This is a genomic window from Streptomyces sp. NPDC059906, assembly GCF_042730645.1.
GTDB classification, from domain to species: Bacteria; Actinomycetota; Actinomycetes; order Streptomycetales; family Streptomycetaceae; genus Streptomyces; species Streptomyces rubrogriseus.
Genome location: NZ_JBHWKU010000026.1, coordinates 29242 through 53028 on the forward strand (window position 1 = coordinate 29242; position 23787 = coordinate 53028).

Consider the following 23787-nt stretch of genomic DNA (forward strand, 5'->3'; position numbering starts at 1 on the left):
GCATCGTCCTGGGATGATCCTGGACGGCATGGAGGATTCCTCCGCCGCGATGACCGTCGACGCCCGCGGACTGGTGACGGGCTGGAGCGACGGCGCGCGGCGGCTCACCGGACACGCGGCCGAGGAGGTCGTAGGACGCCCCGCGCGGGACCTGCTCGCGCGGGGCGCACCCACCGGCCCCCTGTCCCGCACCGACCCGGCCGGCACCGCCCTGTCCGGCACCGTCGTGGTCCGCCACCGGGACGGCCACCCGGTGAGCCTCGGGCTGCGGATCCGCCCCCTGCGGGGCGCCGACGGCGCCCCCGTCGGCTACCTGGCGACCGCCGACGCGCCCGGCGGCCCGGCGCCCGCCCTGATCGGCGACGCCGTACGGCAGGCCTCCCTGTCCATGTCCGTCCTCGACCCCGAGCTGCGCTTCGTGCACGTCAACGACACCGCGTGCCGGATGATCGGCAGGCCCGCGGAGGAACTGCTCGGCCGCAGCCTGTCCGACACGCTGGCCGATTTCGAGGGCGACCCCCGGAGTTTCCTGCACCACCTGCGGGTGGCGGCCGACCGAGGACGGCCCGTCCAGTACGAGAGCTACGCCCCCGCGCCCGCCGGCAGCTGCCTGCACGCCTGGACCGTGGAGATCTGGCCGGTCCACGACGCCTCCGGCACGCTCACCGCCGTCGCCATGGCGGCGCTGGAGAGCACCGAACAGCACCGGGCCCGGGAGCGGCTGGCCCTGCTGAACGCGGCCGGGGCGGTCGGCAGCACCCTCGACGTCGTCCGCACCGCCGAGGAACTGGTCGGCCTCCTCGTGCCCCGGTTCGCCGGCTTCGCCAGCGTCGACCTGCTCGACTGGGTGCTCGGCACCGACGAGCCCCTCGCCGTGCCGCCCGGGACCGGCCAACTGCGCCGGGTGGCCCACGCCTCCGCCACCGAGGGCTTCCCCACCCCCGCCGTGCACCTCGGCGGGCAGGAGATCCACCCGTCCGACAGCCCGCCCGCCCGGGCCGTCCGGGAGGGCCGCGTCGTCCTCAGCGGCCCCGGCGACCCGGACTTCGACCGGTGGATGCGGACCCGCGAGGCCGAGGCCCCGCACAACCGCCCGTTCCGCGAAGCCGTCTGCTCGACCCTGTCCGTCCCCCTGCGCGCCCGCGGCACCACCCTGGGCGTCGCGCTGGCGGCCCGGACCGCGCCCCGGGAGCCGTACGCCACCGAGGACGCCGTACTCGCCGAGGAACTGGTCTCCCGGGCCGCCGTCTCCGTGGACAACGCCCGCCGCTTCGCGCGCGAGCGCTCCACGGCCCTGGCGATCCAGCACAGCCTGCTCCCCAGGGACCTGCCCGGTCAGGCCGCGGTCGAGGTGGCCCACCGCTACCTCCCCTCCGCGTCCGCGGCGGGCATCGGCGGCGACTGGTACGACGTCATCCCGCTCTCCGGCACCCGCGTCGGCCTCGTCGTCGGCGACGTGGTGGGCCACGGCATCCCGTCCACGGCGACCATGGGCCGCCTGTGCACGGCCGTACGCACCCTCGCCGACGTCGATCTGCCCCCCGACGAGCTCCTCACCCACCTCGACGACCTCGTCACCCACCTCGCGGCCGGCGGCGCCGACGACGGCGGCGACACGGAGGTCGCCGAACTGGGCGCCACCTGCCTGTACGCCGTGTACGACCCCGTCTCCCGCCGGCTGGCCCTGGCCGCCGCCGGTCACCCCGCGCCCGCCCTCCTCCTCCCCGACGGCACCACCCGCCTCGTCGACATGACCGCCGGGCCGCCGCTCGGCGTCGGCGGGCTGCCCTTCGAGGCGACGGAGCTGGAACTGCCGGAGGGCTCCGTCGTCGCGCTCTACACCGACGGACTCGTCGAGGACCGGGACCGCGACGTCGACCACGCCACGGCGGAACTGCGCCGGGCGCTGACCGCGCCCGCGACCTCCCTCGACGCGCTGTGCGACGGCGTCCTCAAGGCCGTGCTGCCCGAGGAACCCGGCGACGACGTCGCGCTGCTGCTGGCCCGCACCCGGGCCCTGGGCGAGGACCGGGTGCGCACCTGGGACGTCCCTCCCGACCCCGCCGGAGTGGCGGCCACCAGGCGGTCCGTCGGCGAACAGCTGACGGCCTGGGGGCTGGACGACACGGCCTTCGTCACCGAACTCGTGGTCAGCGAACTGGTCACCAACGCGATCCGGTACGGCGAGCCGCCCATCCAGTTGCGCCTCATCCGCCACACCGCCCTCATCTGCGAGGTCTCCGACGCCAGCTCCACCTCGCCCCACCTGCGCCGCGCCCACGCCTTCGACGAGGGCGGCCGGGGCCTGCTCCTGGTCGCCCAGCTCACCCAGCGCTGGGGCAGCCGCCAGACGGACACCGGCAAGACCATCTGGGCCGAACAGCCCCTGCCCCCGGAGTGAACCGCCCGCCTACCCCTGGCCGTCCTCCGCCGCCACCCGGGCCAGCGTCCGGCCGGTGCGCGCGGACCGGGCCCGCCGGGGATCGGGGGTGCCGTGCCCGCGCCCGCCGCCGGCCGTCTTCACCAGCAGCCATGCCGCGTCCGCACCGGCGCCGCCGTCCGGGCCGCCGCGGAACCGGGTCAGCGCGTACTCGCCGTGCAGCTTCGCGCCGTGCAGCCGGAACCGGGCGTGCCCGTGCGCGAGCGACTCGGCGAAGTCGACGGGCCGTCCCCGCCGGTCGTGGCTCAGCGGCTCGTAGGTGCCGTGGTCCCACACGATGACCGTGCCGCCCCCGTACTCACCCGCCGGGATCACGCCCTCGAACTCCTCGTACTCCAGCGGATGGTCCTCCGTCGGCACCGCGAGCCGCTTGTCGCTCGGGTCCGCCGACGGCCCCTTCGGCACGGACCAGGACTTCAGCACGTCGGCCACCTGCAGGCGGAAGTCGAAGTGCAGGGTGCTCGCGTCGTGGATCTGCACGACGAAACGCGGTGGCCCGTCCCCGTCCGGGGCCCCGCCCTCGCCGGGCGCCCCCGGACCCGCGGGCTCCCCGGTCCGGCCGAAGTCCCGTTTGCCGTGGTAGTCCCGCAGCCCGTCGTCCTCGCCGTCCACCTGCCGCTCCTTCCCGGGAGACCTCGATCCTCGCCGACCCGGACCGGGTACCCCGCTCAGAACTCCTCGTGCACCTCCGGGTCGCCGCCGATCCGCCGGTGGACGCGGTCCGCCACCGCGCGCATCTGCCCGGCGTCCAGTTCGAAGCCGAAGACGTCCAGGTTCGCCCGCTGCCGCGCCGGGTCGGCGGACTTCGGGATCGGCACCGCGCCCAGCTGGGTGTGCCAGCGCAGGACCGCCTGGGCGGGCGTCACACCGTGCGCCGCGGCGACCGCGGCGACGGCGGGGTCGTCCAGCAGATCGCTGCCCCGGCCCAGCGGGCTCCAGCTCTCGGTGCGAATGCCCTTGCGCTCGTGGAAGGCGCGCAGCTCGTCCTGCGGGAACAGCGGGTGCAGCTCGATCTGGTTGACGGACGGCAGGACACCCGTCTCCTTCTCCAGCCGCTCGATGTGCTCCGCCGTGAAGTTGGAGACGCCCACCGACCGCACGAGGCCGTCCTCGCGCAGCTTGACCATGGCCTTCCAGGAGTCGACGTACTTGTCCACGCGCGGCAGCGGCCAGTGGATCAGGTACAGGTCGACGTACTCCAGACCGAGACGGGCGCGGGACTCCTCGAAGGAGGCGAGGGTCTCCTCGTAGCCGTGGTGCCGGCCGGGCAGCTTGGTCGTCACGACGATCTCCTCGCGGGGGAGAGCGGCGGAGGCGACCCCGCGGCCGACGCCGGTCTCGTTGCGGTAGTTCGTCGCCGTGTCGATCAGGCGGTACCCCGTCTCCAGGGCCGCGCGGACCGCCCGTTCGGCCTCCTCGTCCTTCATCGGCCAGGTGCCCAGACCCAGGGCGGGGAGGCTGGTGCCGTCGTTGAGCGTGTACGCGGGAATGCTGATCACCGTGGGACCTTCCCTCGACTGGGCGCGGCGGTGTGCCGCCCGTCCAGCCTCCCCCAGGCAACGACCGGTGATCAACCGGACGGCGCGGCGGAGGGTCTGCCACGATCTCCGCATGACGACGGAGAGCGCGAAGGACAGCGCGAGGGAAAGTGCAAGGGACACGGCAGCGGACGGGACGACGGGAATCGAGGTGGCACCGGTCGCCGGACACATCGGCGCCGAGATCCGCGGCGTCGACCTCGCGGCGGGCCTCGACGCCGCACAGGTCGCGGCGGTGCGGTCGGCGGTACTGCGCTGGAAGGTGGTGTTCTTCCGCGACCAGCGCCTCGACCACGCCGGGCACGTCGCGTTCGCCCGTCTCTTCGGCGAGCCGGTCGTCCTGCCCCGGCGCGGCAAGGCCTCGCCGGCCGGCTTCCCGGAGGTCGAGACGACCGCCGACCGGCTGGAGCTGGGCGGGCGCTTCGGGATGGAGCACGACGAATGGCTGCGGCGCCGGCGCCACACACTGCTGCGCGGCTGGCACTGCGACCACGGGGCCCGCGTCGACCCCCCGGCGGCGACGATCCTGCGCGCCGAGACGGTGCCCCCCTACGGCGGCGACACCACCTGGGCGAACCTCGCCGCCGCCTACGCCGGGCTGTCCGCCCCGCTGCGCGCCTTCGTCGACACCCTGCGCGCCGAACACCGCCTCGGCGTCGGCTACCAGCCACGGCCCGGCGACGACGCCTACGTCCGGCACCTCCTGGACCACCAGACCGCGACCGTGCACCCGCTGGTCCGCGTCCACCCGGAGACGGGGGAGCGGGTGCTGTTCGTCAACGGCTACTACGTCGAGCAGATCGCCGGGCTCTCCCGCCCCGAGAGCGCGGCGATCCTGGACCTCCTCCTGGAGCAGGCCACCCGCCCCGAGTACACGGTCCGCTTCCGCTGGGAACCCGGCAGCGTCGCCTTCTGGGACAACCGGGCCACCATCCACCTCGCCCCCGGCGACCACGCCCACCTCGACCACCCCCGGACCATGCACCGGGTGATGCTCACCGGCGACGTACCGGTGGGCGTCGACGGCACCCCGTCCGAGCCGGTCGTCGGCAGCGGGGCGGGCCGCTGGTGAGACGGGGCCCCGGCGAGGAGGGCCCGGCACCGCTCACCCGAGGGGGATCGTCACCTCGTCCTCGACCGGCGGGTCCTCCTCCTGCGCCCGGTTGCCGGTGGCGGCGTAGCAGCGCAGCCGGACCGCCTCCGGCGTCACGTCCAGGCGCAGGAAGCACTTGAAGAAGGGCGGGCTGTACGTCGCCGACCCCGGCGAGAACACCGACGTGTAGATCTTGCGCACCGGCAGCCGGAACCGCTTGCGGCGCTCGGGCCGCCGCGCGGTGCCGAGCAGCCCGGCCACGATCCGGGTGCGCCGGGTGACCCGGGCGCCCTCCCCCGGCGCGCGGCCGGTGCGGATGCCGAGGCGTTCGGCGATCACGGCCGTCGCCTCGGCCTCCGTGAGGGTGAACAGGCGCCGCAGCCGCAGCCTGCGGCCGTACAGCGCGCTGTAGAAGGCCAGCGAGTCGCCGCGCAGCGGATAGGAGCGGAAGTCGTCCTCGGTGACGCCGGCCACCGAGACGCGCGGGATGGTGTGCGTGGCGTGCATGAACGCACCCCCGCCGCCCGCCACGACGTACTGCACGGTGCGGCCGTCCACGTCGACCGGGTAGCGCTGATAGTTGTGGATGTCGCCGCCGACCGCCGCGACGTAGTGGTGGGCCGGATCGCGCACGATGTCGTCGACCGTGCCGCCGCCCTCGATCTCGCACGGGTGGTGCTCGCCGTCCACGTACAGGGGCGAGCCGGTGACCAGGATCTTCGGCCGCTCTCCCGCCGACACCTCGCGCAGCCAGGCACCCTGCTCGGCGTCGACGGTGCCCAGCAGCCCGGTGTCGATGCCGACGATCCTGACCGGACCGGCGTCGACGGCCCAGTACGGTCCCGGCTGGGCGGACTGCTGTGCGGGGGCCGGGCGCAGCTCGCGCGCCTCGGCCAGGCGGGCACCGTCGTCCGGACGCGGCCGGTGCCACAACAGGGACCGCAGCCACGCGCGGCTGAACCGGCGCGGCGCGGCTTCCGGGGCAAGGGGCGGGGCGTCGTCGCAGAAGACCCGCATGAAGCCGCCCAGGTCCTCGTACCAGTCGTGGTTGCCCGGTATCGCGTATATGGGTGCCCGGTAGTCGCGGTAGGGGCGGAAGAACTTCGTGCCGTAGTCGTCGGCGCTGCCCACCGGGTAGATCACGTCGCTCGCGAGGACCGCGAACCGGGTGTCCCGGCCGGCCTCCAACAGCCCTGGCACGACGGCGTACTGGGGGTCGTCGCCCTCGCCCGTGTCACCGATGACCAGGAAGGAGAACCGGTCGGGGTCGTCCCGGCGGATCACCTTGTCGGCCGGTGCCCCGGCCGCCGCCCGCTGCGCCACCCAGCGGGAGCGGGTCCGGCCCGTGGGGTCCCCGAACCAGGAGGCCAGCACGCCGTTGCGGGCGGCCCACAGCGTTCTCGGGCTCAGCCAGGACAGCTTCTCGGTGCGCCCCGGCATGAGCGCTCGGTAGGCGCCGGGCTTGGCGGAGCCCCAGCCGGCGCCTTCGGCTGAATCGCGTGAGGAGTTGGACACCCGGGCACGGTAACAACGCCCGCACCCGGGGCCGGACGGGGGAGGCGCGCCAACTCCCGCCCAGGACGGGCCGTTCCGGGGCGTCCGGAGTCGGAACGGCCGCTTCAGGAGGCCGAGCAGGGCCGCCCAGCGCCGCTCGGTCGCCTCCGGGTCGTAGGCAGCGGTGCCGGCCTGCGTGTAGCCGTGGCGGGCGCCGCCAGTTCGGCGCCGTGGAACCCGGCGCCCGTGCAGTAGCCGACGAGCGCGACCGGACCGTCGGCCGCCTCCGGACGGCCGGCGGACGTCTCGCTACTCGAACCGGGTCGTGTCGCCCGCGCCGTGCCGCACGATCTCCGCCTCGCCGCCGGAGAAGTCGACGACCGTGGTGGGCTCGGTGCCGCAGTCCCCGGAGTCGACGACTGCGTCCAGCACGTGGTCGAGCCGGTCCTTGATCTCCCAGCCCTGCGTCATCGGCTCCTCCTCGTCGGGCAGCAACAGCGTGCTGGACAGCAGCGGTTCACCGAGCTCGGCGAGCAGGGCCTGGGTGACGACGTGGTCGGGGATGCGCACGCCCACCGTCTTCTTCTTCGGGTGCTGGAGCGCGCGCGGCACCTCCCTCGTCGCGGGCAGGATGAAGGTGTAGCTGCCGGGCGTCGAGGCCTTGATCGCCCGGAACACGTCGTTGTCGATCTGCACGAACTGCCCGAGCTGCGCGAAGTCCTGGCAGACGAGGGTGAAGTGGTGCCGGTTGTCCAGCTGCCGGATCGACCGGATGCGGTCGATCCCGTCGCGGCTGCCCAGTCGGCAGCCCAGCGCGTAGCAGGAGTCCGTCGGATACGCGATCAGCGCGCCGGAGCGGACGCTGTCGGCGACCTGGGCGATGCTGCGCGGCTGGGGGTTGTCGGGGTGCACGTCGAAGTACTTCGCCATTCACCGAGCTTATGCCCGTTCGCCCGCCCCGCCCGACAGGCCCGGCGCGGCCCCGTCGCCGACGCCGGGAGGGGTCCCGTGCGCGGAGCCATGAGGTAACGTCCCGGACCTGGGCCGGGGACGAGGCGAGGCGAGGCGAGACGAGACGAGGAGAAGGCCGACGTGGCGGGCCGAGAGGACGGCGGACGGCAGCGGGCGTCCGGGGCCGGTGAGCACGCGGGATGGGAGCAGGAACTGCTCGACCACCTGCGGCCGGCCGGCCGCGACCTGAACCGGGTCGTGGCGTGGCTCGCGGGCATCGCGCGGGCCACCGTCGCGCTGCAGGACGACACCGGCCGGCTGCTGGCCGGCACCCGGGTCACGCTGGACGACGTCCTGGTCGCCGACGTCACCTCCGGCCGGATCGCGTCCGCCGCACTGGAGGACGGGGGCCGCCATCTGCGGCTGGTGCGCGTGGAGCGGTCCCGTCCGGCACCGGCCGCCGTCCTCGCGGTCGCCCGCGAGGAGCCCTTCGACCGGCGCGTCTTCGACATCGTCACGCACGCCGCCCAGGTGCTGGAGCTGCTGCTGGCCGGCCACGAGTCGACCGCGGCCGGACACCGGCTGCGGCGGGCCACCTCCGACCTGCGCCTGGCCATCCTGCAACTGCTGATGGTGGAGGACACCGTCTCCGCCCGCCGGGTGGCCGCCGGACTCTGGCCCGGCCTCCTCGACACGGACACGGCGTGCGTGTACGTCGTGGAGAGCAGCCCCGCCGAACGGGACCGCCTCGCCGAGGAGTGCCTGACGGCGACGGGGGAGCGGGCGCTGGTCGTGCGGTGCCCGGCGGTCGACGGACACGTCATCGTGCTCGCCCCGCGCGACACGGCCGGGCGGGAACTGCGCACGCTCGTCGGACGCCGCCCCGGCGTGTTCGTCGGCGGCAGCGCCCGGCAGGGCCTCGCCCGCACCGCGGCCGCCTACGGACAGGCCGTCAGCGCCCTGGCCGTGGCCCGGTTCCGCCCGGAGAAGGCGGCCCTGTACGCCGAGCGGACCCGCCCCGAGCGGCTGATGGACCCGGCGGCCCTGCACGACTGGACGGCGGACGTGCTGAGCCCGCTGGACGGCCTGTCGCACCACACCCGCGCCGAACTGATCGCCACCACCCGGCTGGGACTGGAGTTCACCGCCGTCAACACGGCGAAGGTCCTCGGCGTCAGCCGCAACACGGTCCGCGCCCGCATGGACCGGGTCGAGTCGCTGCTGCGCACGGACTTCGCCGACCTGACCGTCCGGGCCGCCGTCCACCTGGCCCTGAACGCCCAGGTGGTCCTCGCCGAACCCCCGCCGGGCGCCGGCGCACGGGCCGCCGCCCGGCTCACCGACCTGCTGGCCGGGCCCGCGCTGCGCACCTGGGCCGCCGACCTGCTCGGCCGCCTCGACCCGGACGGCCGGGACCTGCGGCGCAGCCTGCGCACCTGGATCGCCGCGGGCGGCAACGCCGAGCGTGCCGCCCAGAAGCTCGGCATGCACGCGCAGACCGTCCGCGAGCACGTCCGCAGCGCCGAACCCGTCCTCGAACGCCAGCTGCTCGCCGCGGGCAGCGACCTGTACGAGGTCGTGCTGGCCCACCTGGCGGCCGGTGATCTCGGCCAGCCGCTCCTGCACGGGACGAAACCGGGTCATCCGGACTCACCTGTGCACGAGTGAGTGCTCCGGGCCCGGCAGCGGGCACCGGCACGATTCACAACGGCGGACCCGTCCACGTAGGTTCGACGGGACGGGGGCACGACCGGAACGGGGGACCGGTCGCGCCCCCTCGGCCGCCCCGGCGGATCGTGCCGCGGCCGTGGGGTCCGGCCCGGTCAGCCGTGGGGCAGGATCACCGCGCGCCCGTTGACCCTGCCCTCGTGCAGCCGCTCGTAGGCGAGCGGGGCGTCGTCCAGGGAGTACGTCTCGGTGTGCACCGAGACGGCACCGGAGCGGGCCAGGTTCAGCACCTCGATCAGCTCGCTGCGGCTGCCCCAGTAGGGGGCGTTGACCGACACCTCGAACGGCAGCATGCCGAAGCCGACGGGCAGCGATCCGCCGCCGATACCGACCAGCGTGACATCGCCCTCGACGGCCGCGACGGCACCGGCGGTCTTCACCGTGGGCGCCACGCCGACGAAGTCGAACACGGCCTCGGCACCGAGACCGCCGGTGATCTCGCGCACCGCGTCCGCGGCCTTCGCGTCCGACAGCACGGCCTCGTGCGCGCCCACCGCACGGGCGAGGCGCAGCTTCTCCTCGCTGACGTCCAGGGCGACGACCCGGGCGGAGGTCAGGGCGCGCAGCAGCTGGATGGCGACGTGGCCGAGACCACCGGTGCCGATGACCACCGCGGTGGAGCCGGGGACCAGCTTGGGCAGCGACCGCTTGATCGCGTGGTACGGCGTGAGTCCGGCGTCGGTGAGCGGCACCGCCGCGACCGGGTCGAGCCCGTCCAGCGGGACCAGGTGCCGCGGGTCGTCGATCAGCAGGTACTCGGCCATGGACCCCGGGCGGCCGAGCCCCGGCGGGCGGATGCCCAGCTCGTCGGCGCGCAGGCAGTAGTTCTCCTTGCCCTCCGCGCACTTGGCGCAGGTGCCGCAGCCCCAGGGCCCGTACACGGCGACCGCGTCGCCCTCGGCGAGCCCCGTCACCCCGGCGCCGAGCGCGGCCACGGTGCCGACGCCCTCGTGGCCGAGGGTGAGCGGCAGCTCGTACGGGAAGCCCTCGGCGGGCCAGCTCATCACCGCGATGTCGGAGTGGCAGACTCCGGCCGCGGTCACCTTCAGCAGCACCTGGCCGGGGCCCGGTTCCGGGTCCGGGACCGTGACGACCTCGGGCGGGGCACCGATGGTGCGGTACTGCAGTGCCTTCATGATCGAACTCCTTTGTTCTCTTCCCCCCTGACTTCCCCTGGCTTCCCCCGGACTGCCCGCGGACTTCCCCCCTCGGGCGGGCGAGTGCCGGTCAGACGGCGGTGTAGGCGCCGTCGACCAGGTGATAGCTGCCCGCGACGAAGGACGCGCGGTCGGACAGCAGGAAGGCGATCAGCTCCGCGACCTCCTCGGCACGCCCGAGGCGGCCGGCCGGGTGCAGGGCGACCAGACCGTTGTAGGCGGCCTCGTCCATGGTCTTCAGCAGCGGGGTGTCGATGAAGCCCGGACCGACCGCGTTGACCCGGATGCCCCGGGCGGCGTACTCGGCGGCGGCCGCCTTCGTCAGCCCGACCACGCCGTGCTTGGCGGCGACGTAGGCGGGGGAGCCGGCGAAGCCGACCGAGCCGAGGATGGAGGCGACGTTCACGATCGAGCCGCCCTTGCCGGCCGCCTCGATGGCGGGCAGTTCGTAGCGCATCGAGTAGAAGACGCCGTCGAGGTTGGTGCGCACGACGCGCTGGTAGGCCTCCACGTCGTACTCGCCGGTCGGGGCGCTGGGGCCGCCGATGCCGGCGTTGTTGACGGCGAGGTCCAGCGAGCCGAACGTGTCGACGGCGAACCCGACGGCCGCCTCGACGGACTCCGGGCGGGTGACGTCCAGCTCGACCGCGGCGGCCTCGACGCCCTCGGCCCTCAGCTCGGCGGCGGCCTTCTCGGCGCCCTCGGCGTTGAAGTCGGCGACGACGACCCGGGCGCCGCCGGCGCCGAGCCGGCGGGCGGTGGCCAGGCCGATGCCGGAGGCGGCGCCGGTCACGAGGGCGGTCCGGCCGGTGAACTCGGCGGCGTGTCCGGTGGTGGCGGGGGTGGTTCCGGTGGTGGTTCCGGTGGTGCTCATGGTGCTGTTCTCACTCTTCGGTGGTGCTTTCGGGGGTCGCGGCCGCGGCCTCCGAGGTCAGGGCGTCGTAGGCCTGCTCCACGAGGGCGGCGAGGTCTGCGGGTGCCGAGTCCCCCTCACCGCCGCGCGCCCACAGGCGCAGGGCGGCGATCAGGACCCCGGCGGCGGCGTCGACGACGGCGGCCGGGCGCACGTCCCGGGCGTCGTCGCTGCCGAGCCGGGCGGCGACGATGCGGATCGACTCCTCCTGGGCGTCGACCCGGATGCGCTGGTAGGCGGCGAACAGCTCGGGCTCGGTGTCGGCCAGGGCCAGCAGGCGGCGCATCCGCGGACGCACGTGCCAGGCCGGGTCCTCCCGGTCCGCCAGCCACTCCCGTACGGCCCTGCGATAGGCCAGCAGGGGCGGCTCCGAGGCGGGGCGGGACCGCAGCAGCGCGTTGATCCGGTCGCCGTCCCGGCGGACGAAGTCGAGCGCCGCGTCCTCCTTGCCGGCGAAGTGCCGGCTGAACGTGCGGCGCGTGACGTCCGCACGCTCGGCGATCGCCTCCACCGTGGTCGCCGCCGGCCCGCGCTCCAGGATCAGGTCGCAGGCGGCGGTGGCCAGCGCGTCGCGGGTCCGCCGCGCCTTGCGCTGCCGCCGGTCCTCGGTGGCGGGGGAGGGCTTCGTTGCCGTCATGCCTCCGAGCGTACACCTGAAAATGTCCCAATGGGACATGTGACTCGTTGGGACATGAGTACTCGGGGTGTCCCTGCCGCCGACCCGGTGAAAAGCGCCCGGTGTGCCGATCGAAGGGCCCCGGCGCGGGGGAGCAGTGGGACTATGACCAGTTCAGCGTTTCATCGCACCATCGTTCTGCCCGCCCCCGTGTGCCGGCAGGCCGCACAGCACCTCGAACAGGCCGTGCACAAGGCCATCGACGGTGCCGCCACACCGTGGCGCGCCTTCCGCGGGGCCGGCGGCGACGACTTCGCCTTCTCCGTCCCGGTCGTCGAGCAGGCCGCGGGCTGCCTGCTGGTGCTGGCCGCCGAGAGCGCCCAGAGCCTGCGGCCCTCCGCGCTGCGCGCCCTGATCACCGTCGCGCTGCACCTGCGGGACGCCGCCGAAGCGGTCCGGCGCCCCGCGGTCCCCAGCCCGGCGTGGTGAGCGCGGGCCGGGCGCGGGGGTGCGGGGACGCCGGGCACGTGGAAAACGGCGTGCCCCGGGCCTGACCGTGTGTTTGGCTCGGCGGCATGGAGTTCACCCGCTTCCTCGACTGCCTCGCGACCGACCACGACCGGCTGCGGGGCGCCGTCGAGACCGACCCCGACGCCCCGGTGCCCACCTGCCCCGGCTGGACCGTCGCCGATCTGACCCGGCACGTCGGCGAGGTCTACCTGCACAAGGCCGCCGCCATGCGCGACGGGGCCGAGCCCGAGCCCTGGCCGCCCGAGGAGTTCGCCGACGAGGCACCGACGGAGCTGCTCGACCGGGGCTACGCGGCGCTGCGCGCCGAGTTCGCCGCCCGCGCCCCCGAGGACCCGGCCGGCACCTGGTACGGGCCCGACCAGAGCGTCGGCTTCTGGATCCGGCGGATGGCGCAGGAGGCCGTCGTCCACCGCATCGACGCCGAACTCGCCACCGGACGGCCCGTCACCGCCGTACCCGACGACCTCGCCGTGGACGGCGTCGACGAACTGCTGAAGGTCTTCGCCGCGTACTCGGTGGCGGAGTGGGGCGACTACTTCACCGAGATCCTGGACGGCTCGCCGGGGCGCACGTTCCTGGTGCGGGCCGGCGACCACGCCGCCTGGCGGGTACGGACCGGACCGGGCGAGTTCACCGTCACGGACGGCGCGGGCGACGGCACGGCCGACGCGACGCTGAGCGGCCCCCCGGAGAGTGTGCTGCGGTCGCTGTGGAACCGGGCGGGCGCCGACGGGGACCGCGGTGTGACCGTCGAGGGCGACCTCGGGGCCCTGGCGGAGCTGCGGCGCTGCATCGTCGTGGCGACCCAGTGAGCGGATGTCCGGCGGACGGCGGTGCCGCGGGCGTCGTCAGGCCCCGATGAGGCGCAGCGCCCCCCACAGGGCCACCGTCGACGCGGCGACCGTGGCCGGCACCGTGAGCAGCCCCAGCGCGGTGAACCGGCCCAGCTCCACCTCGATGCCGTGCCGGTGCAGGATGCGCCGCCACAGCAGGGTCGCCAGCGAACCGACGTAGGTCAGATTGGGCCCCAGGTTCACCCCGATCAGCACGGCGAGGACCTGGGCCGGACCGGCGGGCGCGGCCAGCGGGAGCAGGGCGAGTACGGCGGGCAGGTTGTTGACGACGTTGGCCAGCACCGCCGCGACCGCCGCCACCCCGAGCAGCGCCGGCAGCGAGTCCCCGTCCGGCAGCAGCCGCCCCAGCCCGGTCGCCGACGCGCCCGCCAGCACCCCCTGCACCACGATGCCGAGGGCGAGTACGAACAGGCAGAACAGCGGCGCGGCGGCGCCCGCCAGCTCGCGGGGCGTGACATGGCGGCGGGCCAGCGCCCGTACCCCGAGCACCAGCACGCCGCCCAGCGCGGCCCAGGCGGGGTCCACTCCGGCCGGCGAGGCCACCGCGAACCCGGCCAGGGTCAGGGCCACGACGACCACGGTGAAACGGGGCACGGCGGGCCCGGGCGGCGCGGACGCCGCAACCGGCCCGGCACCGGGTGCATCGCCCCGAGCCTTCGCGGGGGCGGGACCGGTGGGACCGGTGGGACCGGAGGGACCGGTGAGGGGACCGGAGGGACCGGGAGCGACGGACACGGAGCCGGCGCGGGCGGGGGCCGCGGACACCGGCTCGGCCAGGTCCGTGCGGAAGAAGCGGCGGAACACGGCGTACTCGACCGCGATCGCGGCCAGCCAGGGCAGCGCCATCAGCGCGGCGAACCGGGTGAAGGTGAGCCCACTGGCCGTGAACGCCAGCAGGTTGGTCAGATTGGAGACCGGCAGGAGCAGGGAGGCGGAGTTCGCCAGATGCGCGGTCGCGTACACGTGCGGGCGGGCCCGCGCACCGGCCCGCGAGGCGGTGGCCAGGACCACGGGGGTGAGCAGTACGGCGGTCGCGTCCAGACTGAGCACGGCCGTGACCGCGCAGGCCACCGCGAAGACCCCGGTCAGCAGCTGCCGCGGACTGCCGCCGCACCGGCGGGCCACGGCCGCGCCGACGGCCTCGAACAGGCCCTCCTTGGCGCACAGGTAGGCCAGCATCAGGACGAGCGCGAGGAAGACGACGACCGGCAGCAGCGTACGGGTCTGCTCCCACGCCCGGTGCGGGGAGACCATGCCGAGCGCCACCACCAGCACGGCGGCGGGCACGGCGGCCACCGCCTCCGGCAGCCCCCGCGGGCGCAGCACGGCGAAGGCCAGGACGCCCAGCAGCAGGACGACGGGCACGGCCTCGGAGAGGACGGTGGTACTCAGGACTGTTCCTCCACACCGGTGGGCCGGGCGGGACTCCGCTGATCGGCGAACGCGCTCCAGGATCGCATCCCCCGGGTGGGCAGGGATCCGTACGACATGGTGTGGCCCACGGACCCCGTGTTCCCCACGACGAGCAGTTCGGACGGCCCGGCAGTGCACACAGATCTCTCCCCCGTCATCGCGGCGACCGCACAGTGGCTCACCCGCGCCTACCCGGCGTCCGGTGGCGCCCTGGCCGACGCCCTGTGCGAGGTGCAGGCCCGGCAGGCCGTGACGGTCGCGGCCCGACTGCGCCATCCGACCCCGATGGACGTGGCGCTGCTGGGCGTGACGGGCCCCGGAGGCTCGGCCCGGCTCGACTGGATCACGGGAGCCGACGGCGCGACGCCCGCCGACCCGGACGCGCACGCCTGGCGGACCTGGGTGGACGAGGTCGTCGCCGGCTGGGCGGCCTGCCTGCTGACCGACCCGGCGCTCGCCGGGCCGGCCGTGGCCGCGCCGGCCGAGGACGGCCCCTCGGCCGGGATACCGGCGGAGTTCCGCCGCCTGCTCGCACCCGACGACGCCGACCGCCGGGCGGCGGCCCTGCTGCGCCCCCCGGACCTCGTCGCCCCCGTCGCCGCCCTGCACCACGCCGGGCTCCTGGCCCGGCTGGATCCGGGTCGGGCCCTCGTCGCCCGACCCGCGGCTCGCGACGGGCGCGGACGTCCGCGCGGAGCCGGGCGGGCCCTCAGGCAGCCGTCTCCGGGTTCGCCACCGGGGGCGGTGGCCCGCCCGGTCAGCCGGACTTGCCCCGCCCCGACAGCGCGTCCCGCACGCGGTCGACCATGCCCGCGCCGGGGGCGAGGAGCTTGTTCATCGGCGGCTTGTCCGGGGCCGACGGGTGCGGCCGGGTCGGCGCCGTCTTCTTCGCCCGACGGACCTTCTCGCCCAACTCGTCCAGGGCGTCCTCGGGGCACGCCTGGCGCAGCCGCGGGAACAGGTTGCCCTCCTCGTCGGCGAGGTGCTCACGGATCTCGCTCATCAGCTTGCCGATCAAGCGGTCGAACTCGGCGTCGTCCGCCGCGCGGCCCTCCAGCTCCTTCATGATCCGCTCGGCCCCGGCGTGGTCCTCGAGTTCCTTGTCCGCGAGGGCGCCGCCGCCCGGCACGTGCTCCCGGACGGCCGGGTACAGATACGCCTCCTCCGCCACCGAGTGCCGGACCAGCTCGATCGTGGCCTGATCGGCGTACAGCTTGCGGTCCTTGTGACCGGACGGCAGTGCCTCGATCCTGCCGAAGAGCTCCTCGACCTCACGATGATCGGTCGTCAGCTCGTCGATGACGTTTCCTCCGTTTCCCATGTTCCACCTCCGTAAGGGGCGTGGCGGTTACGGGAGCGATCCGCCACGGACGTTCGGTCGGCCGGGTTCCCCCGTGCGCGGTGGGTCAACGTCCGGTTCAGGCCCCCAGCCTGGCGCGGACGCCGCCCGCGCGCGCGGCGGGGCCGGCCGTGGCGCGCACGGAACGGTGCACCAAGTGGGCGTCGTGGCGCAGGTCGTGGGCGGCGTGCCGGCCGCGCCACAGCAACGAGGGGGCGCTGCCCGTGTCGTCGGCCGCGATCAGCAGCCCGCCCATCATGGACAGGTTCTTGAGGAAGTGGACGCGCTGCTGGGCGCGGTCGGCGGGGTCCTCCGCCTCCCAGTACCGGTGCGCCGCCAGCGTGGTGGGGACCAGCGTCACGGCGAGGGCCAGCGCGGCCAGCCGCGGACAGCGGCCGAGGCCGAGCATGATCCCGCCCACCACGTGCACGGCGCCGTTGAGCCGTACGAGTTGCTCGGTGCTGTCGGGCAGCACCGGCACGCGGTCGGCCACCGGCCGCACGACCGGCTCGGCCGCCGGTGCCACGTCCTGGGGCCTGCGCAGCGACTGCAGGCCGCCCGCGACGAACATCGAGGCGAGCATCGGCCGGCCGGCCAGACGCAGAAGACTCATGACGCTGTCTCGCTCTCTTGGAGGGGGTGCCGACGGGAACACCAGCGGGGTGGTGCCCCACTGGGATCATCAGGTGCCGCGGCCCGCCGCCGCCATTCGGCGTCCGGTGGCGCACCGGCGGTGCCGGGCACCGCACCCGGCGGGCAAGACGCAGCTCAGAGGCTGGTGAGGATCTGCGGCGCCAGGTTTTTGATCATGGTGTTGGTCCAGCGCATCTGGCGCAGCGTCCCAGGGTGGCAGGAGGAGGCGAGCGTCAGCAGTGCGCTGTCCCTCGACGCCTGGGCGGCCTGGGCCGGCATCTCCCAGTGCAGCGAGTTCTCCGCCGCGCGGACATGCAGTTCCCGCAGGTCGCGCAGGAGGAGCAGACCCGGCTCCGGCCGGTGCACGACCGCCTCGGACGCCTTCTCGCGCAGGGTCGCGAAGACGCCGTCCGCGGAGTGGTCCGGCGGCTCGCCCAGCTTCACACCGCGCTCCGCGGCGGTCACCAGGTCGTGGGCCAGATGCCGTTCGCCGCGGTGCGGCGTGCGCAGGGTCAGGTCGATGCCGTTCACCGGGCGCGGCCGTTTTGAACAGCGGCTGCTTGGAGGCCGGGTCCCAGTCGGTGACGGTGGTCTCGTTCGCGGCCCGCCCGGGGGTGCCCGGGCCCGGTCCCGACCCGCCCGCGGTGTCCCAGTAGCCGTAGTGGAACGGCACGAACAGCAGCCCTGTCCGGATGGCGGTCACCCGCAGCCGCCCGCGCAGGGCGCCGCGCCTGCTGGTGACCTCGACCAGGTCGCCCTCGCCGAGGCCGAGCCGCTCCGCGTCCCCGGCGCAGACCTCCACCCACACGTCGGGGGCGGCGTCGTTGAGCTGGGGCGCGCGCCCCGTCTTCGTCCGGGTGCGGAAGTGGTAGAGCGTCCGCCCCGTCGTCAGCTGGAACGGGTACTCCTCGTCCGGCTCCTCGTGCGGCGGCAGATAGGCGGCGGCCTTGAGCATCGCCCTGCCGTCGGGGTTGAGGGAGGGGTACCCCACGACCTCCTGCGAGGCCCCGGTCTCCAGATCCTTGCCGTAGCTCGGTCCGCGTTGGTGAGCGCGCCGGTCTTCTCGCCCCAGGTCGCGGCGGGCAGTACCACGTCGGCCAGCCGCGCCGTCTCCGTCAGGTAGAGGTCCTGTACGACCGTGAACAGCCGCTCCCGCGACAGGATCGAGCGGATGCGCGGCAGTGCGGGCATCGAGACGGCGGGGTTGGTTCCGCTGATCCACAGCATCCGCAGCGAGCCCTGCTCGGCGTACCGGAAGATCTGCATCGCGTGGGTCGGCGGCGCGAAGTGCGGGATGGTCTCCGGCTCGACGTTCCACACCCGGGCCAGGTCGGCCACGTGGGCGTCGTTCTGCCAGTTGCGAAAGCCCGGCAGGTCGCCGTTGGCCCCGCACTCGCGGGTGTTCTGGGCGGTGGGCTGGCCGTTCATCTGGAGCAGGCCGGCGCCGGGGCGGCCCAGCATCCCGCGGATCAGGTGCAGGTTGTTGACCGCGTTGAGCAGCGCGACGTTGGTGCCGCCGCGGGGCGCGAGGTGCACGGCGGCGTGTTCGGCGACGCGGGTGGGGCGCGGGTCCACGCACAGCAGCCGCGGCGGGTCGGCGCCCGCCAGGCGGTCGAGGAGCCGCGTCCACTGCACGGGCTGGGTCTCGGCGATGTTGTGGCCGAACAGCGCGACCACGTCGGCGTGGTCGAAGTCGTCGTAATCGCCGGGCTGCCCGTCGCAGTCGAAGGTCTCCTTCAACGCCCCCGCGGCCGTGGCCGTGCACAGCCGGGTGTTGCCGTCGAGGTGGTTGGTGCCGATGCCGGCCCGGGCCAGGACCGCGAGCGGGTAGTACTCCTCCAGGAACAGCTGACCGCTCGTGTAGAAACCGATCGAGCCCGGCCCACATGAGTCCAGCAGTTCGCGCGAGCGGGCGGCCACCAGGTCCATCGCGGTGTCCCAGTCCGTCTCCACCAGTTGCCCGCCGCGCCGCACCAGCGGACGGGTCAGCCGGTCACGGGAGGCGTTGGCCTGCCGGCCGAACAGGTCCTTCGGACCGAGCCGCCCCCGGTTGACCCGGTCCACGTCCCGGCCCCGTACGCCCACCATGCGGCCGTCGGCGACCGCGATGTCCATGGCGTCGCCGTCCGAGTGCAGGATCGACGCGGACTGCACCCACCGCTGCACCGCCCCGGGCTCCACCCCGTCGGCGAGGAACGTGTCCACCCGGGCCGGCCAGGTCTCGTGCCGCCCGTAGGGCACCCGTGCGCCCCACGGCCGCGCGATCCGGTCCGTCGCATCCGCCATCGCCGGCCTCCCGCCAACATCCGCCACACAGCGGGCCGCCGGGTACCCGGGCGCCGCCGATCGAAGCGAACCGCTTGTGGGAGCGCTCCCAAGAGGGCAGGATGCCGAGGTGACAGCGACTGCCTCGGTACGCCCCTACCGCCCCGCCGACGCCCCGGCCCTCGACGACATCTGCATCCGGACCGCGCACAACGGCCGGGACAGCCGGCCGGTGTACGCGGACCCCGCCGTCCTGCCGGCCATCTTCGCCGCGCCCTACGTCCACCTGGACCCCGGCCTGGTCTTCGTGCTGGACGACGGGCGGGGCCGCGCGGTCGGCTACATCCTCGGCACGGCGGACACCGCGCGCTTCGCCGCCGAGTTCCGGGCGAAGTGGCTGCCGAGGGTCGCCGACCGGTATCCGGCCCCGCAGCGACCGCCCGGCACCCGGACCCCGGACGAGGTCATGGCCGCACTGCTGCACGACCCGGAGCGCATGGTCGTTCCGGAACTGGCGGCCTACCCCGCCCATCTGCACATCGACCTGCTGCCCGACTGGCAGGGGCAGGGCCACGGCCGCACCCTGATGCGGACGTTGTGGCGGGCCCTGCGCGAACGCGGCGTCCCCGCCGTCCACCTGGTCATGGCGACGGCCAACACCCAGGCGAGGGCCTTCTACGACCGCCTCGGCTTCCACGAGATCGCCGCGGCGGGCCTCGACCCCGCGGACGTCACCTGCCTGGGCCGTACGACGCAGGATACGCAGGACACCGAGAACACACAGGTCACGGAACGGACCTGACGGCCGGACGGGCAGGCGGGCGGTCAGTCCCCGTCCAGCCGGTAGACGTTGAAGGCCCGGCGGATGACCGGCTGCGCCACGTTGCGCACCCGGACTCCGCCCGCCGTCATCCCGTGCTCCGTGCCCAGGTGGGCGTGGCCGTGGACGGCCAGGTCGGCGCCGGCCGTGTCGATCGCCTCCGCCAGGAGGTAGCTGCCGAGGAACGGATGGATCTCCGGCGGCTCCCCGGCGAGCGTGTCCGCGACGGGGGAGAAGTGGGTCAGGGCCACCCGCGTCGCGCAGTCCTCCTCGTCCAGCTGCTTCAGCGCGGCGTGCAGGCTGTCCGCCGACCGCCGGGTGGTCCGCACGAACTCCTTCATCACCGGCTCACCGAACTCACCGGCGCTGCGCCCCACGAACCCGCCGCCGAAGCCCTTGGTCCCGGCGATCCCCAGCCGGCCTCCGGCACACTCCACGACGGTTCCCTCGCCCTCCAGCACGGTCACCCCGGCGTCCCGGAGGATCGCGGTGACCTCCTCGGGCCGTTCGTCGTGGTGGTCGTGGTTCCCGAGGACCGCCACCACCGGAACCGGCAGACCCCGCACCTCCCGGGCGACCACCCGCGCTTCCTGAGGGGTGCCGTGCCGGGTGAGGTCCCCGGCGAGCAGCAGCACGTCGGCACAGTCGGGCAGGGTTTCGAACGCCGGCCGCAGCAGCCCTTCGCTGTCGGGTCCCATGTGGATGTCCCCGACGGCGGCGACCCGGATCGTCACAGCTCCTCCGCGTGGTCGGGGCGGGTGGCCTGAGCCACCACGACGTCGGCGTGCACGGTCAGCCCGGCCAGCTCCTGACGGGCTAGGCGCAGCACCCTCTCGCGGCACTGCGCCGAGGGCACCGTGCCGGTGAGCGCGACCGCCCCGGCCCGCACCTCGGCACGGACACCGAGTTCACCCAGTTCCTCCGCGGCGAGCCGGTCCTGCAGGTGCGCCACACGGTATTCGACGTTCTGGACGCCGGGGTCGCTCATCGCTGGTCCTCCTTCGAGGCGGTGGCCGGCGGACCGGCCGCAGGGATGATCTCCAGCCGTTCGAGGATGAAGAAGAACGCGGCGGGCATCGGGTCGTCGCCGCAGTCGCGGCGCAGCGCCTCCCAGTCGATCTTCTCGCGCAGGGTGCGGGCGATCGGCAGTACCGCGCCGAAGTCGCAGTGGTGCTCCGAGAAGGCGGCCAGCAGACCGCGCAGCAGGTCGGTCGGCGACAGGACCGGCATCAGGACCGAGTCGACCGACAGATCCCGGGCCCTGTCCAGCAGAGCCGTCGTGACCGGCTCGTGCGCCAGCTCGAAGATCAGGTCGACCTGCTGCCCCAGGCAGTCCGCCTTGAGCAGCCAGTCCTCGGGCGGCGTGTACACCGTCAGCCCCGCCTCCCGCAGCGTCGCGGCGACGGCGTCGGCGTCCTCGGGACGGATGCAGAAGTCGACGTCGTGCTGGAGGTTCTGGGTGCCGCCGTGTGCGTACACGGCGACACTGCCGGCCAGCGCGAACGGGTGCTCCGCCTTCTTGAGGGTCGAGCCCACCTGCTTGGCGGCCTGGAGGATCGCCTGGTTGCGGTCGAGCGGGAGATCCTCGTGAGGTGCCTCGCGGCGGGGCGCGGGGCCGCGGTCCCCGTCGGCCGGGTGCAGCTCGGAGACGCCGGCCCGTCGGCCGGTTGCCTGATCGTCGGCGGGCTGCCTCATCGCTGTCCCCTTCCCGGGCTGTCGCCGTCGGCGGAACGGACCGGACCGGCCCTCCCCTTCTCGCCAGGCGGGTACCCGGCGCCGTACCGCCGACACCGCGGCAGGTGCCGGTGTGAGGCGCGCGGGGATCGCGGGCACTCGGCCGGCATGAGCGACGAGCGGATGCCACAGCGGACCGACTCCGCCGACCGCCGGACCGTGGAACGGCTGGTGGCGGCCTGGCTGGCCGAGACCGAGCGGCACGATCCCGAGGCCGCCGGCGAGGCCCGGGACGGATGGGAACGGGACGCGCTGTCCGACCGGTCCGCCCAGGACCTGGCCACCTGGGTCACCGCCAGGGTCACGGACACCGGCTTCACCGAGGACGAGGGCCCCTACGTGGCGGGCCCCGTGCGGATCACCCCGGCGGACAAGGACACCGTGCACGCCTGGCTGCGCGCCCGCGGGCACGCCGTGTGAGGCGGACACCGGTGCCGCCTCACGAAGGCGGCCGCCACTCGAACATCAGCAGCGTCGCGTCGTCCCGCAGCCGGTCCTCCTGCATCGCCAGGATCGAGTGGATCAGCCGGCGCAAGGACTCCGGCGCCAGCTCACCGCCGGCCGTGGCCCGGATGACGTAGTCGGCGAAGCGTTCGAGGCCCAGCAGCTTGGCCTCCCTGGTCCGGGCCTCCACGACGCCGTCGGTGTACATCAGCACGCGGTCCCCGGGTTCCAGTGAGATCTCGTGCGTCCGGCGCGGGTGCGGGCTGAGCAGGGACGGCATGCCCATGGGCGGGTCGGCGTCGCGCTCCATGGCGTCGATGATCAGCCGCTGGTCGCGGATCAGGATGGGCGCGGGGTGACCGCAGTTGGCCCAGCGCAGCACGCCGGTGACCAGGTCGAGCTGCGCGATGACGGAGGTGCAGAACTTGTCCGGAAGCCAGCTGGACAGCGCCTCGTCCACGCCGCGCACCAGCTCGGGCAGGTCGGCGCCGGTGCGCCGGGCGTTGCGGCAGGCCGCCAGCGAGACCGTACTGGTCAGTCCGGAGGCCAGGTCGTGTCCCATCGCGTCCAGCACGGCCACGTGCAGGGTGGTCTCCGTCAGCGCGTGGTCGAAGGCGTCGCCGCCGATCTCGTAGGCGGGTTCCAGCACGGCCGTCGAGACGACGTCGCCGTTGCCGATGGTGCGCGGCGGCAGCAGGGCGCGGAGCATCTCGGCGGGCAGCCGCATGCGCTCGGTACGGGTGCGCCGCACGAAGGAGTCCTCGTAGAGCCGCTTGGACGTGATCGCCATGGCGAGCAGCGAGGCGAGCGCCCGGCCGCGGGTCAGCGAGGAGGCGGTGAGGGCCGTCTCGTGCACGGCCAGCACGCCGAGCCGCTCCGCGCCGTCCAGCAGCGGGAACCAGGCGGTGATGCCGCCGCCCGTTGCGGACTCCTCCACCCGCAGCGACTGGGTGCGGTACGCCCACCCCGCCGGCGAGCCGTCGACCGGGACCGACGGGGCCACGGCCGTCTGGGGCACGAGGTGGCGCTGCTGGAGGTCGACGAGGTAGACGACGGCCTGCCGCAGCCCCAGCGCCTTGGCAGAGCGGGCCGTGGCGGTGCGCAGGTCCAGGGTGAGGTGGGCCGGATCGGCGAGGAACTCGCGCAGCCCCGCGTCGCCCGGGTCCGACGTGGACACCTCGTCTCCTCTCGTCGAGAGCCCGCCGCGGCGGGGACGATGCCCAGCAGTCTGGCACCGCCCGCCCCACCCCGCCCGTCGTGCCGCCCAACCGTGTGGCGCTTCGCTCCCGCCAGAAGGGGCACGCGTCACCTCGTACGACCCCGAGCGCCGAGGAGTGGTGCCGCATGACCGAGTACGAGCGTTCCCGCACCATGCCCGCCCAGCCGGAGCAGGTCTTCGACCAGGCCGCGAACGTGGGACAGCTGGAGACCTGGCTGCCCCGGGACCTGCACGTGGAGCCGGAGGAACCGCCCGCCGTCACCGTGCACGAGGACCGCACCGACCAGGACACCTCGGCGCTGCTGAGCGCCCGGCCCGAGCAGATGCGGCTTGAGTGGGGCACCCGCGAACAGGGCAGCTACGCCGGCTGGCTGCAGGTCGCCGGGCTCGACAGCGGGGCCAGCGAGGTCACGGTGCACCTCTCGTTCTTCGACGACACCCACGACCCGGGCCGGCGGACGGTCGCCGAGGCCCTCGACGGCAGCCTGCGGCGGCTGGAGGAACAGGTGAGGCTGCGCACCGACAACGCGGCCGGCTGAGAAGGACGACGAGGCGTCCCTCAGCAGTCAGGAACGCGGGCGATCCTCTCGCCGCCTCGTCGTCAC

At 74.5% G+C, this 23787-nt stretch carries 23 protein-coding genes and 3 pseudogenes; 9 read left to right on the plus strand and 17 right to left on the minus strand.

From position 1 onward, the window contains the following. Window positions 1-28: 28 nt before the first annotated feature. Window positions 29-2401 carry a SpoIIE family protein phosphatase gene (locus ACFV9J_RS30455; RefSeq protein WP_385359387.1) on the plus strand — a complete coding sequence of 791 codons (2373 nt, stop codon included), beginning with the start codon at window positions 29-31 and terminating at the stop codon, window positions 2399-2401. A 9-nt stretch (window positions 2402-2410) separates the two neighbouring features. On the opposite strand, the gene ACFV9J_RS30460 is transcribed toward ACFV9J_RS30455, so the two are convergent. Together ACFV9J_RS30460 and ACFV9J_RS30465 are read right to left on the minus strand one after the other, a co-directional pair. Continuing rightward, complete coding sequence (locus ACFV9J_RS30460; RefSeq protein ID WP_385359389.1) at window positions 2411-3052, minus strand: DNA polymerase ligase N-terminal domain-containing protein; 642 nt, start codon at window positions 3050-3052, stop codon at window positions 2411-2413. Between the two features lie 56 nt (window positions 3053-3108). Then, window positions 3109-3939, minus strand: coding sequence for an aldo/keto reductase (locus ACFV9J_RS30465; RefSeq protein WP_385359391.1), 831 nt, complete (start codon window positions 3937-3939; stop codon window positions 3109-3111). Window positions 3940-4051: 112 nt separating this feature from the next. Here ACFV9J_RS30465 and ACFV9J_RS30470 point away from each other — a divergent pair, with 112 nt between their 5' ends. Continuing rightward, the gene (locus ACFV9J_RS30470) at window positions 4052-5050 is read left to right on the plus strand and encodes a TauD/TfdA dioxygenase family protein (RefSeq protein WP_385359393.1); all 999 of its coding nucleotides are present in this window, start codon (window positions 4052-4054) and stop codon (window positions 5048-5050) included. 33 nt (window positions 5051-5083) lie between these two features. Here ACFV9J_RS30470 and ACFV9J_RS30475 read toward each other — a convergent pair whose 3' ends face one another. The 3 genes and pseudogenes from ACFV9J_RS30475 to ACFV9J_RS30485 form a co-directional block, all read right to left on the minus strand. Then, window positions 5084-6586 carry a metallophosphoesterase family protein gene (locus ACFV9J_RS30475; protein WP_385359395.1) on the minus strand — a complete coding sequence of 501 codons (1503 nt, stop codon included), beginning with the start codon at window positions 6584-6586 and terminating at the stop codon, window positions 5084-5086. Window positions 6587-6679: 93 nt separating this feature from the next. Further along, window positions 6680-6864, minus strand: a pseudogene (locus ACFV9J_RS30480) (hypothetical protein); the annotation flags it as partial. A 10-nt stretch (window positions 6865-6874) separates the two neighbouring features. Then, the gene (locus tag ACFV9J_RS30485) at window positions 6875-7495 is read right to left on the minus strand and encodes an L-threonylcarbamoyladenylate synthase (protein WP_016328048.1); all 621 of its coding nucleotides are present in this window, start codon (window positions 7493-7495) and stop codon (window positions 6875-6877) included. A 162-nt stretch (window positions 7496-7657) separates the two neighbouring features. On the opposite strand from ACFV9J_RS30485, the gene ACFV9J_RS30490 reads away from it, so the two are divergent. Beyond that, on the plus strand, window positions 7658-9184 hold the full coding sequence (locus ACFV9J_RS30490; protein ID WP_385359397.1) for a helix-turn-helix domain-containing protein: 1527 nt from the start codon (window positions 7658-7660) through the stop codon (window positions 9182-9184). 155 nt (window positions 9185-9339) lie between these two features. On the opposite strand, the gene ACFV9J_RS30495 is transcribed toward ACFV9J_RS30490, so the two are convergent. The 3 genes from ACFV9J_RS30495 to ACFV9J_RS30505 all read right to left on the minus strand — a co-directional run bounded on the left by ACFV9J_RS30495 (window position 9340) and on the right by ACFV9J_RS30505 (window position 11951). After that, a complete protein-coding gene (locus ACFV9J_RS30495; RefSeq protein ID WP_385359399.1) occupies window positions 9340-10380 on the minus strand; it encodes an NAD(P)-dependent alcohol dehydrogenase in 1041 nt (346 codons plus the stop codon). Window positions 10381-10471: 91 nt separating this feature from the next. Further along, the gene (locus tag ACFV9J_RS30500; protein ID WP_385359402.1) at window positions 10472-11275 is read right to left on the minus strand and encodes an SDR family NAD(P)-dependent oxidoreductase; all 804 of its coding nucleotides are present in this window, start codon (window positions 11273-11275) and stop codon (window positions 10472-10474) included. A 10-nt stretch (window positions 11276-11285) separates the two neighbouring features. Then, entirely contained in the window at window positions 11286-11951 is a 666-nt protein-coding gene (locus ACFV9J_RS30505; protein WP_385359404.1) for a TetR/AcrR family transcriptional regulator, read from the minus strand. Window positions 11952-12095: 144 nt separating this feature from the next. Between ACFV9J_RS30505 and ACFV9J_RS30510 the strand changes: the two genes are divergently transcribed. Then, complete coding sequence (locus ACFV9J_RS30510) at window positions 12096-12419, plus strand: hypothetical protein (protein ID WP_385359406.1); 324 nt, start codon at window positions 12096-12098, stop codon at window positions 12417-12419. 86 nt (window positions 12420-12505) lie between these two features. Next, on the plus strand, window positions 12506-13273 hold the full coding sequence (locus ACFV9J_RS30515; protein WP_385359409.1) for a maleylpyruvate isomerase family mycothiol-dependent enzyme: 768 nt from the start codon (window positions 12506-12508) through the stop codon (window positions 13271-13273). 36 nt (window positions 13274-13309) lie between these two features. On the opposite strand, the gene ACFV9J_RS30520 is transcribed toward ACFV9J_RS30515, so the two are convergent. Beyond that, window positions 13310-14680, minus strand: a complete 1371-nt coding sequence (locus ACFV9J_RS30520; RefSeq protein ID WP_385359411.1) for an SLC13 family permease — start codon at window positions 14678-14680, stop codon at window positions 13310-13312. 180 nt (window positions 14681-14860) lie between these two features. Between ACFV9J_RS30520 and ACFV9J_RS30525 the strand changes: the two are divergent. Continuing rightward, a pseudogene (locus ACFV9J_RS30525) lies at window positions 14861-15385 on the plus strand (hypothetical protein); the annotation flags it as partial. A 100-nt stretch (window positions 15386-15485) separates the two neighbouring features. Here the strand turns inward: ACFV9J_RS30525 and ACFV9J_RS30530 are convergent. The 4 genes and pseudogenes from ACFV9J_RS30530 to ACFV9J_RS30545 all read right to left on the minus strand — a co-directional run. Then, window positions 15486-16049, minus strand: coding sequence for a hemerythrin domain-containing protein (locus ACFV9J_RS30530; protein ID WP_385359413.1), 564 nt, complete (start codon window positions 16047-16049; stop codon window positions 15486-15488). A gap of 97 nt (window positions 16050-16146) precedes the next feature. Continuing rightward, entirely contained in the window at window positions 16147-16680 is a 534-nt protein-coding gene (locus ACFV9J_RS30535) for a DoxX family membrane protein (RefSeq protein WP_385359416.1), read from the minus strand. 155 nt (window positions 16681-16835) lie between these two features. Then, a complete protein-coding gene (locus ACFV9J_RS30540; protein ID WP_385359571.1) occupies window positions 16836-17231 on the minus strand; it encodes a hypothetical protein in 396 nt (131 codons plus the stop codon). Beyond that, window positions 17173-18986: pseudogene (locus ACFV9J_RS30545) on the minus strand (molybdopterin oxidoreductase family protein); the annotation flags it as partial. The pseudogene ACFV9J_RS30545 and the gene ACFV9J_RS30540, both read right to left, overlap by 59 nt. A gap of 109 nt (window positions 18987-19095) precedes the next feature. On the opposite strand from ACFV9J_RS30545, the gene ACFV9J_RS30550 reads away from it, so the two are divergent. After that, window positions 19096-19767 (plus strand): GNAT family N-acetyltransferase, encoded by a 672-nt coding sequence (locus tag ACFV9J_RS30550; RefSeq protein WP_385359419.1) that lies wholly within the window; start codon window positions 19096-19098, stop codon window positions 19765-19767. 23 nt (window positions 19768-19790) lie between these two features. Here the strand turns inward: ACFV9J_RS30550 and ACFV9J_RS30555 are convergent, their stop codons facing one another. The 3 genes from ACFV9J_RS30555 to ACFV9J_RS30565 are packed head-to-tail and all read right to left on the minus strand — an operon-like array spanning window position 19791 to window position 21480. After that, window positions 19791-20519, minus strand: coding sequence for a metallophosphoesterase (locus ACFV9J_RS30555; protein WP_385359422.1), 729 nt, complete (start codon window positions 20517-20519; stop codon window positions 19791-19793). Further along, window positions 20516-20773: a BON domain-containing protein gene (locus ACFV9J_RS30560; RefSeq protein WP_127894883.1), complete on the minus strand. Its 258-nt coding sequence runs from the start codon at window positions 20771-20773 to the stop codon at window positions 20516-20518. Before ACFV9J_RS30560 ends, ACFV9J_RS30555 begins: the two co-directional genes overlap by 4 nt. Then, entirely contained in the window at window positions 20770-21480 is a 711-nt protein-coding gene (locus ACFV9J_RS30565) for a nucleotidyltransferase family protein (protein ID WP_385359425.1), read from the minus strand. Before ACFV9J_RS30565 ends, ACFV9J_RS30560 begins: the two co-directional genes overlap by 4 nt. A gap of 147 nt (window positions 21481-21627) precedes the next feature. Between ACFV9J_RS30565 and ACFV9J_RS30570 the strand changes: the two genes are divergently transcribed. After that, on the plus strand, window positions 21628-21939 hold the full coding sequence (locus ACFV9J_RS30570) for a hypothetical protein (RefSeq protein WP_385359428.1): 312 nt from the start codon (window positions 21628-21630) through the stop codon (window positions 21937-21939). Between the two features lie 19 nt (window positions 21940-21958). Here ACFV9J_RS30570 and ACFV9J_RS30575 read toward each other — a convergent pair whose 3' ends face one another. Then, entirely contained in the window at window positions 21959-23272 is a 1314-nt protein-coding gene (locus ACFV9J_RS30575; RefSeq protein WP_385359430.1) for a PP2C family protein-serine/threonine phosphatase, read from the minus strand. A gap of 35 nt (window positions 23273-23307) precedes the next feature. Between ACFV9J_RS30575 and ACFV9J_RS30580 the strand changes: the two genes are divergently transcribed. Then, a complete protein-coding gene (locus ACFV9J_RS30580; RefSeq protein ID WP_382884242.1) occupies window positions 23308-23721 on the plus strand; it encodes an SRPBCC family protein in 414 nt (137 codons plus the stop codon). Window positions 23722-23787 lie beyond the last annotated feature (66 nt).

What these genes read in the sequence shown, in the direction of transcription:
- ACFV9J_RS30455 (WP_385359387.1), top strand. Translation starts at nt 29, where the DNA reads ATGGAGGATTCCTCCGCCGCGATGACCGTCGACGCCCGCGGACTGGTG.
- ACFV9J_RS30470 (WP_385359393.1), top strand. Translation starts at nt 4,052, where the DNA reads ATGACGACGGAGAGCGCGAAGGACAGCGCGAGGGAAAGTGCAAGGGAC.
- ACFV9J_RS30485 (WP_016328048.1), bottom strand. Translation starts at nt 7,495, where the DNA reads ATGGCGAAGTACTTCGACGTGCACCCCGACAACCCCCAGCCGCGCAGC.
- ACFV9J_RS30495 (WP_385359399.1), bottom strand. Translation starts at nt 10,380, where the DNA reads ATGAAGGCACTGCAGTACCGCACCATCGGTGCCCCGCCCGAGGTCGTC.
- ACFV9J_RS30500 (WP_385359402.1), bottom strand. Translation starts at nt 11,275, where the DNA reads ATGAGCACCACCGGAACCACCACCGGAACCACCCCCGCCACCACCGGA.
- ACFV9J_RS30505 (WP_385359404.1), bottom strand. Translation starts at nt 11,951, where the DNA reads ATGACGGCAACGAAGCCCTCCCCCGCCACCGAGGACCGGCGGCAGCGC.
- ACFV9J_RS30510 (WP_385359406.1), top strand. Translation starts at nt 12,096, where the DNA reads ATGACCAGTTCAGCGTTTCATCGCACCATCGTTCTGCCCGCCCCCGTG.
- ACFV9J_RS30515 (WP_385359409.1), top strand. Translation starts at nt 12,506, where the DNA reads ATGGAGTTCACCCGCTTCCTCGACTGCCTCGCGACCGACCACGACCGG.
- ACFV9J_RS30530 (WP_385359413.1), bottom strand. Translation starts at nt 16,049, where the DNA reads ATGGGAAACGGAGGAAACGTCATCGACGAGCTGACGACCGATCATCGT.
- ACFV9J_RS30535 (WP_385359416.1), bottom strand. Translation starts at nt 16,680, where the DNA reads ATGAGTCTTCTGCGTCTGGCCGGCCGGCCGATGCTCGCCTCGATGTTC.
- ACFV9J_RS30560 (WP_127894883.1), bottom strand. Translation starts at nt 20,773, where the DNA reads ATGAGCGACCCCGGCGTCCAGAACGTCGAATACCGTGTGGCGCACCTG.
- ACFV9J_RS30565 (WP_385359425.1), bottom strand. Translation starts at nt 21,480, where the DNA reads ATGAGGCAGCCCGCCGACGATCAGGCAACCGGCCGACGGGCCGGCGTC.
- ACFV9J_RS30570 (WP_385359428.1), top strand. Translation starts at nt 21,628, where the DNA reads ATGAGCGACGAGCGGATGCCACAGCGGACCGACTCCGCCGACCGCCGG.
- ACFV9J_RS30580 (WP_382884242.1), top strand. Translation starts at nt 23,308, where the DNA reads ATGACCGAGTACGAGCGTTCCCGCACCATGCCCGCCCAGCCGGAGCAG.